Annotated in this window: 13 protein-coding genes; 6 read left to right on the top strand and 7 right to left on the bottom strand. The window is 65.7% G+C overall.

Annotated elements, in window-relative coordinates:
• From G3N97_RS15590 to G3N97_RS15610, 5 genes are all read left to right on the top strand, one after another.
• Positions 1-460: type II secretion system F family protein (locus G3N97_RS15590; RefSeq protein WP_205994061.1), on the top strand; the 460-nt coding region annotated here is incomplete at its 5' end.
• A 29-nt stretch (positions 461-489) separates the two neighbouring features.
• Positions 490-1422 (top strand): A24 family peptidase, encoded by a 933-nt coding sequence (locus G3N97_RS15595; RefSeq protein ID WP_205994062.1) that lies wholly within the window; start codon positions 490-492, stop codon positions 1420-1422.
• A gap of 3 nt (positions 1423-1425) precedes the next feature.
• Positions 1426-2070 carry a dephospho-CoA kinase gene (coaE, locus tag G3N97_RS15600; RefSeq protein ID WP_205994063.1) on the top strand — a complete coding sequence of 215 codons (645 nt, stop codon included), beginning with the start codon at positions 1426-1428 and terminating at the stop codon, positions 2068-2070.
• A gap of 254 nt (positions 2071-2324) precedes the next feature.
• Positions 2325-3080, top strand: a complete 756-nt coding sequence (gene zapD, locus G3N97_RS15605; RefSeq protein WP_027817983.1) for a cell division protein ZapD — start codon at positions 2325-2327, stop codon at positions 3078-3080.
• A 73-nt stretch (positions 3081-3153) separates the two neighbouring features.
• A complete protein-coding gene (locus tag G3N97_RS15610) occupies positions 3154-3351 on the top strand; it encodes a DNA gyrase inhibitor YacG (protein ID WP_027817984.1) in 198 nt (65 codons plus the stop codon).
• Between the two features lie 86 nt (positions 3352-3437).
• Here G3N97_RS15610 and G3N97_RS15615 read toward each other — a convergent pair whose 3' ends face one another.
• The 4 genes from G3N97_RS15615 to secA form a co-directional block, all read right to left on the bottom strand.
• Positions 3438-3866, bottom strand: coding sequence for an NUDIX domain-containing protein (locus tag G3N97_RS15615; protein ID WP_205994064.1), 429 nt, complete (start codon positions 3864-3866; stop codon positions 3438-3440).
• Positions 3863-4735 carry an ATP-binding protein gene (locus G3N97_RS15620; protein ID WP_074987367.1) on the bottom strand — a complete coding sequence of 291 codons (873 nt, stop codon included), beginning with the start codon at positions 4733-4735 and terminating at the stop codon, positions 3863-3865. The genes G3N97_RS15615 and G3N97_RS15620 overlap by 4 nt, the downstream gene beginning before the upstream one ends.
• A gap of 32 nt (positions 4736-4767) precedes the next feature.
• On the bottom strand, positions 4768-6009 hold the full coding sequence (gene argJ, locus G3N97_RS15625) for a bifunctional glutamate N-acetyltransferase/amino-acid acetyltransferase ArgJ (protein ID WP_205994065.1): 1242 nt from the start codon (positions 6007-6009) through the stop codon (positions 4768-4770).
• Between the two features lie 179 nt (positions 6010-6188).
• Positions 6189-8987, bottom strand: coding sequence for a preprotein translocase subunit SecA (gene secA / locus G3N97_RS15630; RefSeq protein ID WP_205994066.1), 2799 nt, complete (start codon positions 8985-8987; stop codon positions 6189-6191).
• Positions 8988-9328: 341 nt separating this feature from the next.
• Between secA and G3N97_RS15635 the strand changes: the two genes are divergently transcribed.
• A complete protein-coding gene (locus G3N97_RS15635) occupies positions 9329-9856 on the top strand; it encodes a DciA family protein (RefSeq protein WP_205994067.1) in 528 nt (175 codons plus the stop codon).
• Positions 9857-9979: 123 nt separating this feature from the next.
• Here the strand turns inward: G3N97_RS15635 and lpxC are convergent, their stop codons facing one another.
• The 3 genes from lpxC to ftsZ form a co-directional block, all read right to left on the bottom strand.
• Positions 9980-10897 (bottom strand): UDP-3-O-acyl-N-acetylglucosamine deacetylase, encoded by a 918-nt coding sequence (gene lpxC, locus G3N97_RS15640; protein ID WP_065060421.1) that lies wholly within the window; start codon positions 10895-10897, stop codon positions 9980-9982.
• Positions 10898-11162: 265 nt separating this feature from the next.
• Positions 11163-11672, bottom strand: coding sequence for a peroxiredoxin (locus G3N97_RS15645; protein ID WP_205994068.1), 510 nt, complete (start codon positions 11670-11672; stop codon positions 11163-11165).
• Between the two features lie 336 nt (positions 11673-12008).
• On the bottom strand, positions 12009-13202 hold the full coding sequence (ftsZ, locus tag G3N97_RS15650; RefSeq protein ID WP_065060423.1) for a cell division protein FtsZ: 1194 nt from the start codon (positions 13200-13202) through the stop codon (positions 12009-12011).
• Positions 13203-13236 lie beyond the last annotated feature (34 nt).

Consider the following 13236-nt stretch of genomic DNA (forward strand, 5'->3'; position numbering starts at 1 on the left):
CGGCCGCGCCGCGCTCGCGGTGCCGTTCGTCGGCGCGCTGCTCACTACGTTGTGTGCGGCGCGCTGGAGCCGCGCGCTCGGCACCCTGCTCGCCGCCGGCACGCCGCTCGCCGACGCCTTCGATTCCCTCACGCACGCAAGCGGCAATGCCTTCTTCGACCACGCGAGCGCTGGCATCAGCGCTCGCCTGCGTCACGGCGAACGGCTCGCCGCCGCGATGCGCGCGGCGGGCTGCTTTCCGCTCGACGTGATCCAGCCGGTCGCGGTCGCCGAAGAATCGGGCGCGCTCGACGCCATGCTGCTCGACGTCGCCGCGCTCGCCGACCGTCAGGTGGACGAAAGAATCTCGCTCGTCGCGAGCCTGTGCGAACCGCTCGTGATCGTCGTGCTCGGCGCGCTGGTCGGCGGCCTCGTCGTCGCGATGTATCTTCCCATCATTCAACTGGGCAACGTGGTGTAGCATCGCTGCCAGATTACGATTCCCCGCTCATGCCCGTCTCCCTTGCTTCCGCCGATGCAGCTTCGTCCGCGCTGCCCTTCACCGCCGCCCTCGCGCTATTGCCGCCAGGCGTGCTGATGGGCTTCGCAATCGTCATCGGTCTCGTTGTCGGCAGTTTCCTGAATGTCGTGATCCACCGCCTGCCGATCATGCTCGAGCGCGACTGGCGCGCCGACGCAGCCGACGCGCTCGGCCACGCCGAACCCTCGGGCGAACTGTTCGCCGACGACGGTCTGCCCGCGCGCTACAACCTCTGGCTGCCGCGCAGCGCGTGCCCGCATTGCGGCCACATCCTGCGCGCGTGGGAAAACATACCGCTCGTCAGCTGGCTCGCGCTGCGCGGCCGCTGTTCGCATTGCCACGCGCGTGTGAGCGCTCGCTATCCGGCCATCGAGATCGCCAGCGCCGCCTGCGCCGCCGGCGTGCTGCTCGCGTTCGGCCCCTCGGGCAAGGCGCTTGCGGCGTTCGTGCTGTGTGCGGCGCTGATCGCCATGAGCGCTATCGACCTGGAACATCAGTTGCTGCCCGACGCGCTCACGCTGCCGCTCGTCTGGGCCGGACTGCTCGTCAATCTCGCGGAGACCTTCACCGATCTGCACGCCGCCGTGATCGGCGCAGTCGCCGGCTATCTTGCGCTCTGGTGCGTCTACTGGCTGTTCCGGCTGCTGCGCGGCGTCGAAGGCATGGGACACGGCGACTTCAAACTGCTCGCGGCGCTCGGCGCGTGGCTCGGCTGGAGCGCGCTGCCGCAGATCGTCGTCATCGCGGCGGTGGCCGGCGCGGTCGTCGGACTCGTTGCGACGGCGAGCGGGCGTATGCGTTTCGAGGAACCGCTGCCGTTCGGTCCTTATCTCGCGGCGGGCGCGCTCGTCACGCTGTTCGCGGGCACGCCGCTGTACGCCGCCTTCGCCTGGGGAACCTGATCGATGACGACAACGGACGCAACACGCGAGCCTTTCACACTCGGACTGACCGGCGGCATCGGCAGCGGCAAGTCCACGGTCGCCGACCTGTTTGCGGCGCGCGGCGTGCCGCTCGTCGACACCGACGTGATCGCGCATCGCATCACCGCGCCGGGCGGTCTCGCCATGGCGCCGATCGCCGCGCAATTCGGCCCCGAATTCGTCGCCGCCGATGGTTCGATGGATCGCGCGCGCATGCGCGCCCTCGTGTTCAGCGACGAAAGCGCGCGCAAGCGGCTCGAAGCCATCACGCATCCGCTGATCCGCGCGGAAACGGAGCGCGAAACGCGCGAGGCGAACGGTCCGTATGTGATCGTGGTCGTGCCGCTGCTCGTCGAATCGGGTGCGTGGAAATCGCGCGTCGCGCGCGTGCTCGTCGTGGATTGCAGCGTGGAAACGCAGATCGGGCGCGTGATGCGCCGTAACGGTTTCAGCCGCGAGCAGGTGCAGGCGATCATCGCGCGCCAGGCCACGCGCGAAGCGCGCCTCGCGGCCGCCGACGATGTGGTCGTCAACGACGGCGCCACGCTCGAGGCGCTCGCACAGGACGTCGAAATACTGCATCAGCGTTATCTCGCGCTTGCGGGCGCGCAAAACACCGCGCGATAGCAGACACGCCGATTCAAGGCGACCCGCAACAAAGCGCAAGAGTGCTTCCGGCATGCGCGAATGCGCTCGAATGGCGACTCGAATAGCGGCTCGAATATCGTTCAAGCGCAGTACAAACGCCGCGCGACACATTCCTGGCACGCAGCGGGCATAGCGTGTGAAGCAATCGCGAGCCGCATGCGATTGCGACGGCAGTCCCACAGCATTAGAATGTCCTGCAAATCCTTCACCGACCACGCCCGAGGCGAGCGCGCTTGATTCTTTACGAGTATCCCTTCAACGAGCGAATCCGGACGCTGCTGCGCCTTGAGGACCTGTTCGAGCGCTTCACGTTTTTCCTGACGCAGGAAGACCCGAGGGAACATCACGTCGCGCTCACGACGCTGTTCGAAATCGCGGAAGTCGCAGGCCGCGCCGACCTCAAATCGGACCTGATGAAGGAACTCGAGCGACAGCGTCAGACGCTCGCTCCGTTCCGCGGCAATCCCGGCATCGAACAGAACGCGCTCGAGTCCGTCCTCGGCGAAATCGAGCAGACGCTCGCGGGCCTCACGCAGATGCAGGGCAAGACCGGCCAGCATCTCGCGGACAACGAATGGCTCACGAGTATTCGCAGCCGCGCGATCATTCCGGGCGGCACCTGCAAATTCGACCTGCCGTCGTACTACGCGTGGCAACAACTGCACGCCGACCAGCGCCGCCAGGACATCGCCAAATGGGTCACGCCGCTGCTGCCGCTGCGCGACGCCGCGAGCATCGTGCTGCGTCTCGCGCGCGAATCGGGCCAGGCGTCGAAGGTCATGGCCATGCAGGGCAGCTATCAGCAGATGCTGTCGGGCCGCACGTATCAACTGATGCAGGTGCGCGTGGCGCCGGATTTGCGCGTGATCCCCGAAGCGAGCGCCAACAAATATATGCTGTGGGTGCGCTTCACGGTGCAGGACGGCGATCTGCGTCCGCGCGCCGTCGATCAGGACGTGCCGTTCCAGCTCACGCTCTGCAGCCTGTAAAGCGCGGCCAGGGCCAGCCACTTGCCAACCGCGCCGCCCGACGGCGGCGCACAGCTACTGAACGTTCGACCGAATGACCACTGTCGTGAAATGTCCGACCTGCGGCAAAGATGTCCGCTGGGTGCCGGAAAACCGCTTCCGCCCTTTCTGCTCCGAACGCTGCAAGCAGATGGATCTGGGCGCCTGGGCCGCCGAAAAGTACCGGATCGGCGGCAACGAAGAAGACACGCCGCCGGACGACGAAGCGCCGCCCACGGATACGCGTCAATAAGCGCGCACCGTCCGGTCCCGCCCCAATGAAAAAAGCCGCCGTGCTCGTCGCACAGCGGCTTTTGTCTTTACGGCGTCGCGCTCAGCTCACTCCGCCGCGAGCCACTCCAGCACGGGAATGGTGGCGGGCAGCAGCGGCTCGACGCTCGCCGGCAGCGACTGCCAGACGAACGCCTGACCTTCGCGACCATGCGGCTCGCCGGTCCACTCGGTGACCTTGCAGAAGTAGAGCCGCACGTAGGCATGCGGATAATCGTGTTCGAGCGTATGCCAGCGATGGCACGCCTTCACGTCGATACCCAGTTCTTCGTGCAGTTCGCGCGCCAGCGCGGCTTCCACCGACTCGCCCTTTTCCAGCTTGCCGCCCGGGAATTCCCAGTAGCCCGCGTAAGGCTTGCCCTCGGGCCGCTGCGCCAGCAGATAGCGCCCGTCCGGCTGCACCAGCACGCCCACGGCCACCTCGGTCACGGGACGCGCCTGCGGATTCTGCGCGCCGTCCTTGCCTTGCTCGCTCATGCCTCTTGCGCCTTCTTGCCCGACCAGTCGCGCGCGAATTGCCACGCCACGCGGCCCGAGCGCGAACCGCGCTCCAGCGCCCAGACGAGCGCGTCGCCGCGCGCCGATTCCACTTCGGCGTCGCTGCATTCGAAATGACGCAGCCAGTGGCCGACGATCGTCAGATAGTCGTCCTGCTTGAACGGATAGAAGCTGACCCACAGGCCGAAACGCTCCGACAGCGAGATCTTCTCCTCCACCACCTCGCCCGGATGAATCTCACCGTCGGGCATGTGCTTGTAGGTCTCGTTGTCGCTCATGTACTCGGGCAGCAGATGGCGGCGATTCGAGGTCGCGTAGATCAGCACGTTGTCCGACTGCGCGGCCACCGAGCCGTCGAGCGCCACCTTGAGCGCCTTGTAGCCCGATTCGCCGTCTTCGAACGAGAGATCGTCGCAGAACACGATGAAGCGCTCGGGACGCGTCGAGATCAGATCGACGATATCGCCGAGGTCGTGCAGGTCGTCCTTGTCGACTTCGATCAGGCGCAGGCCATCCTGCGCGTAGGCGTTCAGGCAGGCCTTGATCAGCGACGACTTGCCGGTGCCGCGCGCGCCCGTCAGCAGCACGTTGTTCGCGGGTTTCTTCTGTACGAACTGGCGCGTGTTGCGGTCGATGAGGTCCTTCTGGCGGTCGATATTCTGCAGGTCGTCGAGCGCGATCGTCGAGATCGCCGGCACGGGCTGCAGGAAGCCGCGGCCCTGGCGCTTGCGCCAGCGGAACGCCACCGCCGAGTTCCAGTCGACTTCGGGCGTCGCCGGCGGCAGCACGGCTTCGAGGCGGCCGAGCAGCGCTTCGGCGCGGGTCAGAAACTGTTCGAGCTTGTCCATTGCGTGGTGCGTAAAGTGATCGGAAACGGAGATCAGGAACGGTAGTCGGCGTTGATGCTCACGTAGTCGTGCGAGAGATCGCAGGTCCAGACCGTGGCTTCGGCGTTACCGCGGCCGAGCACCACGCGGATCAGGATTTCGCTCTTCTTCATGACGCGCTGGCCGTCTTCTTCCTGGTAGTCCGGATTGCGGCCACCCGCCTTCGCGACGAGCACGTCGTCGAGATAGAGGTCGATCTTGCCGACGTCGAGATCCGTCACGCCCGCGTAGCCGATCGCGGCCAGGATGCGGCCGAGGTTGGGGTCCGAGGCGTAGAACGCCGTCTTCACGAGCGGCGAGTGGCCGATTGCGTAGGCGATCTGGCGGCATTCGGCGACGTCCTTGCCGCCTTCCACCTGGATCGTCATGAACTTCGTCGCGCCTTCGCCATCGCGCACGATCAGTTGCGAGAGCGTCTGCGAGACTTCCGTGACGGCGTCGCGCAGCGCGGCGTACGCGGGCGAGTCCGTCGACGTGATCGCAGGCAGGCTCGATTTGCCCGAGGCGATCAGGATGAATGAGTCGTTGGTCGAGGTGTCGCCGTCGATCGTGACGCAGTTGAACGAGCGGTCGGCCACGTACTTCACGAGTTCGTCGAGCACCGGCTGCGCGACGTTCGCGTCGAACGCGAGGAAGCCGAGCATGGTCGCCATGTTCGGCTTGATCATGCCCGCGCCCTTGCTGATGCCCGTGAACGTGATCGTGTGGCCGTCGACGTCGATCTGGCGCGACACGGCCTTCGGCAGCGTGTCGGTCGTCATGATCGCCTGGGCGGCGTCGTACCAGTTGTCGGCCTTGCGGTTCGCGAGCGCGGCGGGCAGACCGGCCACGAGGCGGTCGATCGGCAGCGGTTCGAGAATCACGCCCGTCGAGAACGGCAGCACTTGCGACGGTTCGATGCCCGCCAGCTTCGCGAGCGCGTCGCAGGTTGCGCGCGTGTTCGCCATGCCCGGCTCGCCCGTGCCCGCGTTTGCGTTGCCCGTGTTGATCACGAGCGCGCGGATCCCCTTGCCGCCCGCGCGCACGTTCGCGAGATGCTCGCGGCACACCGTGACCGGCGCGGCGCAGAAGCGGTTGAGCGTGAACACGCCCGCGACGCTCGCGCTTTCATCGACGGAAATCACCAGCAAGTCCTTGCGGTTGGGCTTGCGGATATGCGCTTCGGCCCAGCCGAGCGTCACGCCGGCGACCGGATGAAGTTGGGCAGGATCGATCGAGGGGAAATTGACAGCCATGAGGGCGACCTGTCGAAAAGGCAATGCCGGCCGCGGCGCCTGAAGGCCGGGCCGGCATCGAGGATTCATAACGCAAGGCCCGCCATGATGAGCGGGCCACCGGAATCAACGCGCAAGCACGTCATGAAGCAGGCGGCGCGCCCGTCGTGCAACTTGCGCGACGGATGCGCCACGCCGCATCACGCGATCTTGCCGTGGCACTGCTTGTACTTCTTGCCGCTGCCGCACGGGCACGGGTCGTTGCGGCCGACCTTCGGCACGCCGTCCGCGCCAAGCGCTTCGTGGCTCATGGCCGCGCCGACCATCGCCGCGGCGGCGTCCGCCGCGACCGGAGCGGCCGCCGGCACGCCTTCGCCCGCTTCGGCGAACTCGGCATGACGGAACTCGACATTCTCCAGATGGCCGCCCTGCTCTTCCATCTGCTCGGCGGCGTCTTCGAGCTGCTCCTGCGACTGGATCTGCACGTTCATGACGATGCGCGTGACTTCCGTCTTCACGGCGTCGAGCATCGCGGCGAACAGTTCGAACGCTTCGCGCTTGTATTCCTGCTTCGGGTTCTTCTGCGCATAGCCGCGCAGATGGATGCCCTGACGCAGATGGTCGAGCGCCGCGAGGTGTTCGCGCCAGCTGCGGTCGAGCGTCTGCAGCATGACCGAGCGCTCGAACCCGCTGAACGATTCGCGGCCCACGAGCGCGACCTTCTGCTCGTACGCTTCGTCGGCGGCGGCCAGCACGGCTTCGAGAATCTCGTCCGCATCGATCGACGACGACTCGTTGATCATTTCCTGGATCGCGAGGTCGAGCTGCCATTCGTTGCGCAGCACTTCCTCGAGCTCGGGCACGTCCCACTGCTCTTCGATGCTGCCCGCCGGCACGAACTGACGCACGATCTCGGTGATCACGCCATGACGCATCGCGCCGATGGTTTCGGTGATGTCGTGCGCTTCGAGCAGTTCGTTGCGCTGCTGGTAGATCACCTTGCGCTGGTCGTTCGAAACGTCGTCGTATTCGAGCAGCTGCTTGCGGATGTCGAAGTTGCGCGCTTCGACCTTGCGCTGCGCCGACTCGATCGAACGCGTGACGATGCCCGCCTCGATCGCCTCGCCTTCCGGCATCTTCAGGCGGTCCATGATCGCGCGCACGCGGTCGCCCGCGAAAATGCGCAGCAGCGGATCTTCGAGCGAGAGATAGAAGCGCGACGAACCCGGATCGCCCTGACGGCCCGCACGGCCGCGCAGCTGGTTGTCGATACGGCGCGACTCGTGACGCTCGGTGCCGATGATGTGCAGACCGCCCGCGGCCTTCACCTGATCGTGCAGCGTCTGCCATTCGTCGTGCAGCTGCTGGATGCGGCGCGCCTTTTCGTCGGCCGGAATCGCTTCGTCGGCCTCGATGAACGCCGCCTGCTTCTCGGCGTTGCCGCCCAGCACGATGTCGGTGCCGCGGCCTGCCATGTTGGTGGCGATGGTGATGCGCTTCGGACGGCCGGCTTCGGCGACGATCGCAGCTTCACGGCCGTGCTGCTTGGCGTTGAGCACGTCATGCGGCAGACCCGCCTGCGTGAGCAGATGCGAGAGCAGTTCCGAGTTTTCGATCGACGTCGTACCGACCAGCACCGGCTGGCCACGCTCGTAGCATTCGCGGATGTCGCGAATCACGGCGTCGTAGCGCTCCTTGGCCGTCTTGTAGATCTGATCCTGCTTGTCGATCCGCTTCGGCACGCGGTTGGTCGGCACCACGACCGTTTCGAGACCGTAGATCTCGTTGAATTCGTACGCTTCCGTGTCCGCCGTACCCGTCATGCCCGAGAGCTTGGCGTACATGCGGAAGTAGTTCTGGAACGTGATCGACGCGAGCGTCTGGTTCTCGCTCTGGATCTTGACGTGTTCCTTCGCTTCCACGGCCTGATGCAGCCCGTCCGACCAGCGGCGGCCGGCCATCAGACGGCCCGTGAATTCGTCGACGATCACGACTTCGCCGTTCTGCACGACGTAGTGCTGATCCTTGAAGAACAGCGTGTGCGCGCGCAGCGCGGCGTACACGTGGTGCATCAGCGTGATGTTCTGCGGCGCATAGAGACTTTCGCCCTCGCCGATCAGGCCCCACTCGGCGAGCATGCGCTCGGCCTTTTCGTGACCCGATTCCGTGAGGAACACCTGACGCGCCTTTTCGTCGAGCGTGTAGTCGCCCGGCTTTTCGACGCCCGTGCCGTCGGCCTTCTCTTCGCCGATCTGGCGTTCGAGCAGCGGCGGCAGCGCGTTCATGCGCACGTAGAGTTCGGTGTGATCTTCGGCCTGGCCCGAGATGATCAGCGGCGTACGCGCTTCGTCGATCAGGATCGAGTCCACTTCGTCGACCACGGCGAAATTCAGCGCACGCTGCACGCGCGCTTCGGTCTCGTAGACCATGTTGTCGCGCAGGTAGTCGAAGCCGAACTCGTTGTTCGTACCGTAGGTGATGTCGGCGTTATAGGCTTCCTGCTTCATGCCGTGATCCATCTGCGACAGATTGATGCCGACAGAAAGACCGAGGAAGTTATAGAGACGCGCCATCCACTCGGCGTCGCGCTGGGCGAGGTAGTCGTTCACCGTGACGACGTGCACGCCGCGGCCCGAGAGCGCATTGAGGTACACGGGCAGCGTGGCGACGAGCGTCTTGCCCTCGCCCGTGCGCATTTCGGCGATCTTGCCGTAGTGCAGCACCATGCCGCCGATCAGCTGCACGTCGAAGTGACGCATCTTCAGCACGCGCTTGCTGGCCTCGCGGCAGACGGCGAACGCTTCGGGCAGGAGTTCGTCGAGCGACGTGCCCTTGGCGACGCGCTCCCGGAATTCGGTGGTCTTGGCGCGCAGTTGCTCGTCGGTGTACTGCTCGATCGTCGGTTCGAGCGCGTTGATCGCCGCGACCGTCTTCTGATATTGCTTGATCAGGCGCTGATTGCGGCTGCCAAAGATTTTCTGTAAGAAACCGGTGGTCATCGGATCGGTGTCTGCGTCGCGGCTTCGGCCGGGATTCCTGCGCGGCTCGTATGCGCCCGGATTGCGCCAGGTTTGCATACGACTCGCGCCACGCACCCGGATCGGAGAGACCTCGGCGGCTTAAGCCCAAATTGGTGGATTCGAATCGGGCATTTTAGCACGCACCCTTGACACCGCCTGTGTCGGCTCAGTGATCGGTGCAGCCGCCCTGCCCGCGCTGACGCGCCCCCGCAGCGGCGCGCGACGCGTGGCGGCCACTCCACGAGACGCGTGGAGGGAAAGCGCGCAAGCTACAATCACGTCATTGCCGCGCAACCCGCGCGCGCTCCCATTCCTGCCACATGAGCCGTTTCTCGCCGATTTCAAGGCCTGGCGCCCCGCGCGCGCCCGGCGCTGCACGCAGCCCCGGCGGATCGCGCAAGTCCGGCGCGCCGCGTGCGCCGCAGCTGCTCACCGAAGTGCTGAGCCGCACCGACGCGTTCGCGCCGCTGCGCGCGGGCGTCGAGCAGATCGCGGCGATCCAGCGCGATCTGGGCGCGCTGCTGCCCGATTACCTCGCGACGAGCATCGAACCCGGCTTCATCAAGGACGGCAAGCTCGCGCTGTTCGCCGCGCACAACGCGCTCGCGGCGCGCCTGCGCCATCTGGAGCCGCGTCTCGTCGCCGACCTGCAGGCGCGCGGCTGGCCGATCGACGGCGTACGCATCCGCGTGCGTCCGCAGGCGGTGAAGGAGCCGCCGCAGCCGAAGCAGGCGCGCATGACGCCAGTCGGCGCCGCCGCGCTCGCCACGCTCAGCGAGACGCTGCCACCCTCGCCGCTGCAGGAAGCGCTCGCGAAGATGGCGGCGCGGCATCTCAGACGCCGCTAGACGCCAGGCGCTCCGCGACGCGTCGCCGCAGGCACGCAATATCGGCGTGAAAAACAAAAAGGGTGGCATATCGCCACCCTTTTTCATATCTGCACAATCTGCGCCGAATATCGGCGCCGAAGATCAGGCAAACGCCGTTTGCGCCTCGTAACCGAAGCCGCGCGGCGCCTTCTGCGTGTCGTCGAACGTGACGATCTCGTAGGCGTCTTCATGTGCCAGCAGCTCGCGCAGCAGCGCGTTGTTCAGGCCGTGGCCCGACTTGTACGCGTCGTACGCAGCCAGCAGCGGATGACCGACCACGTACAGATCGCCGATCGCGTCGAGCATCTTGTGCTTCACGAATTCGTCGTCGTAGCGCAGGCCGTCGTTGTTCAGGATGCGGTACTCGTCGAGCACGATCGCATTGTCCATGCTGCCGCCGCGCGCGAGGCCCAGCTCACGCATCATTTCGACTTCGTGCGCGAAGCCGAACGTGCGCGCGCGCGCGATTTCACGCACGTACGAGGTGTTCGCGAAGTCGACTTCGAGCGCCTGACCGGTCTTGTCGACGGCCGGGTGGCGGAAGTCGATGGTGAACTTGAGCTTGAAGCCGAAGAACGGGTCGAGGCGCGCGAACTTGTCGCCGTCGCGCACTTCCACGGTCTTCTTCACCTTGATGAACTTCTTCGGTGCGTTTTGCTCTTCGATGCCCGCCGACTGGATCAGGAACACGAACGACGAAGCGCTGCCGTCCATGATCGGAATCTCTTCAGCCGTGACGTCGACGTAGAGATTGTCGATCCCAAGACCCGCGCAGGCCGACATCAGATGCTCGACCGTCGAAACGCGCGCGCCGTCTTTCTGCAGCACGGAGGCAAGGCGCGTGTCGCCGATCGACATCGCCGAAGCGGGGATGTCCACGGGGGTCGGCAAATCCACGCGCGAAAACACGATGCCCGTGTCCGGCGCCGCCGGGCGGAGCGTCAGGTCGACCTTGCGGCCCGAATGAAGGCCGATGCCGACCGTCTTCACGATCGATTTGATGGTTCGCTGCTTCAACATAGTGTTCTGCTCATTGAAAATCCCAATCGGGACTTTTTAACTCATAGCGCGAATTATACTCCAAGTATGCAGAAACCGTCGTCGTCCCGGGCGTGACAATCTGTTTCCCGTTGTTACTCTGACGGGAGTTGTCGGGATGGACGACGGGCCGATGACCGGAACGGAGGCGTTCCCGGCCATCGGCCCGCACGGCTTGAGGTAATCGCCCGTCACATTTACGGTGCCGGCCCGTTGCGCAAGGGCAACGCTGGGACGGCGAACGCGTTCATGCGGGGCTCAGCGCAGCCAGGATGCTCGCGGCATCGCTGACTTCGAATTTGCCGGGCGCTTCGACGTTCAGCGTCTTGACCACGCCGTCGTCGATCACCATGGCGTAGCGCTGGGACCGAATGCCCATGCCACGCGCCGACAAATCCTGCTCCAGACCGAGCGCACGGGTGAACGCCGCGCTGCCGTCGGCCATCATGCGTACCTTGCCCGAGGTCCGCTGATCGCGCCCCCACGCGCCCATCACGAACGCGTCGTTGACGGACACACACCAGATTTCGTCGACGCCCGCCGCGCGCAGCGCGTCGAACTGTTCGACATAACCCGGCACGTGCTTCGCCGAGCAGGTGGGCGTGAAAGCGCCGGGCAATCCGAAGATCACCACGCGCTTGGCCGCCGTCTGCTCGCGCACGCCGAAGCTGTTAGGCCCCAGCGTGCAGCCCGCGCGCTCGTCTTCGATGAACTCGAAGAGGGTCGCATCGGGCAGCGTTTCACCCTGTTTGATCATGACTCGTCCTTCACATCGATGCGCAAGGCACGTCGGCACGCAGCATCGGGCCATCATACGCCCGGTCGCGATGGACCGAAAAAACCGCCGGCGCCCGCTTCGCGCATAGGAAATGCGTGCTGGCGACGCGCCTGACAACGTCGGCCGGAATCCGGGCAACTTCGCACGGTGCGTCGAAACGCAGCGGGCAAGCGTCCCAGCCGGGCATCCACAGGGATGCGGCGTTGCGCGTTCTTTCCCGTCTTCTCGCGACATGCAGCCTGCCTGACCGTCCGCGGGCGGGGCGCAAGCCAATGCGCCACGCCGCAGCCGGATCTGAGCAGTGCGCAGTCCGCCTTAGTCCGCCTGCTTGCGCAGGAACGCCGGGATGTCGTACGTGTCGACGCCCTTTTCCTGCAGCGCCTGCACATGCGAAGCCGCGGTGTCGCGCGACGTGCGCCACACAGCCGGCGTGTCGAGCGCGCCGTAGTCGGCGGTGTTGGGCGGCGGTGCGTACGAATGCGGCGCGGCGGCAACCGGATGGTTGTCCGTGCCCGTGCGCAGCAGCGTCATCGGTGCGGCTTGCTGCTTCGATGCGGCAGCGCGGCCGAGGCCCGTTGCCACCACCGTCACGCGCAGCGCGTCGCCCATCGCGTCGTCGTACACGGCACCGAAGATCACCGTGGCGTCTTCCGCCGCGTAGCTCTTGATGGTGTTCATGACTTCACGCGTTTCCGACAGACGCAGCGAACGGCTCGACGTGATGTTGACCAGCACGCCACGCGCGCCCGACAGATCGACGCCTTCGAGCAGCGGGCTTGCGACCGCCTGTTCCGCGGCCAGACGCGCGCGATCGACGCCGGCCACCGTGGCCGTGCCCATCATCGCCTTGCCCTGCTCGCCCATCACCGTCTTCACGTCTTCAAAGTCGACGTTCACCAGACCGTCGACGTTGATGATTTCGGCGATGCCCGCAACTGCGTTGTTCAGAACGTCGTCCGCGCACTGGAAGCACTTGTCCATCTCGGCGTCATCGCCCATCACGTCGAACAGCTTGTCGTTCAGGACGACGATCAGCGAGTCGACGTGATCCTCCAGTTGCTGCGAGCCGGCTTCCGCCACGCGCATGCGCTTGCCACCTTCGAATTCAAACGGCTTGCTCACGACACCGACCGTGAGAATGCCCATTTCCTTGGCGATCTGCGCGACCACGGGCGCTGCACCCGTACCCGTGCCGCCGCCCATGCCGGCGGTGATGAACACCATGTGCGCGCCGCGCAGTGCGTCGGCGATGCGCTCGCGTGCTTCTTCAGCGGCGGCGCGGCCCATTTCCGGCTTCGCACCCGCGCCCAGACCCGTGCTGCCCAGCTGGATCACGGCCGGCGCGCGCGAACGCGAGAGCGCCTGGGCGTCCGTGTTCATCACGATGAAGTCGACGCCTTGCACGCCGCGGTTGATCATGTGCTGAACGGCATTGCCGCCAGCGCCACCGACGCCCACCACCTTGATGATGGTGCCGTTGGTTTCCGTTTCCAGCATCTGGAATTCCATGTTGCCTCCGTCAAGAAAAAGATTCCGCTCCTCG

It is taken from the genome of Paraburkholderia sp. Ac-20347, assembly GCF_017104805.1.
Classification (GTDB): domain Bacteria; phylum Pseudomonadota; class Gammaproteobacteria; order Burkholderiales; family Burkholderiaceae; genus Paraburkholderia; species Paraburkholderia tropica.

Coding starts and splice junctions, on each gene's coding strand:
- G3N97_RS15595 (WP_205994062.1), top strand. CDS start 490: ATGCCCGTCTCCCTTGCTTCCGCCGATGCAGCTTCGTCCGCGCTGCCC.
- coaE (WP_205994063.1), top strand. CDS start 1,426: ATGACGACAACGGACGCAACACGCGAGCCTTTCACACTCGGACTGACC.
- G3N97_RS15610 (WP_027817984.1), top strand. CDS start 3,154: ATGACCACTGTCGTGAAATGTCCGACCTGCGGCAAAGATGTCCGCTGG.
- G3N97_RS15615 (WP_205994064.1), bottom strand. CDS start 3,866: ATGAGCGAGCAAGGCAAGGACGGCGCGCAGAATCCGCAGGCGCGTCCC.
- G3N97_RS15620 (WP_074987367.1), bottom strand. CDS start 4,735: ATGGACAAGCTCGAACAGTTTCTGACCCGCGCCGAAGCGCTGCTCGGC.
- argJ (WP_205994065.1), bottom strand. CDS start 6,009: ATGGCTGTCAATTTCCCCTCGATCGATCCTGCCCAACTTCATCCGGTC.
- secA (WP_205994066.1), bottom strand. CDS start 8,987: ATGACCACCGGTTTCTTACAGAAAATCTTTGGCAGCCGCAATCAGCGC.
- G3N97_RS15635 (WP_205994067.1), top strand. CDS start 9,329: ATGAGCCGTTTCTCGCCGATTTCAAGGCCTGGCGCCCCGCGCGCGCCC.
- lpxC (WP_065060421.1), bottom strand. CDS start 10,897: ATGTTGAAGCAGCGAACCATCAAATCGATCGTGAAGACGGTCGGCATC.
- G3N97_RS15645 (WP_205994068.1), bottom strand. CDS start 11,672: ATGATCAAACAGGGTGAAACGCTGCCCGATGCGACCCTCTTCGAGTTC.
- ftsZ (WP_065060423.1), bottom strand. CDS start 13,202: ATGGAATTCCAGATGCTGGAAACGGAAACCAACGGCACCATCATCAAG.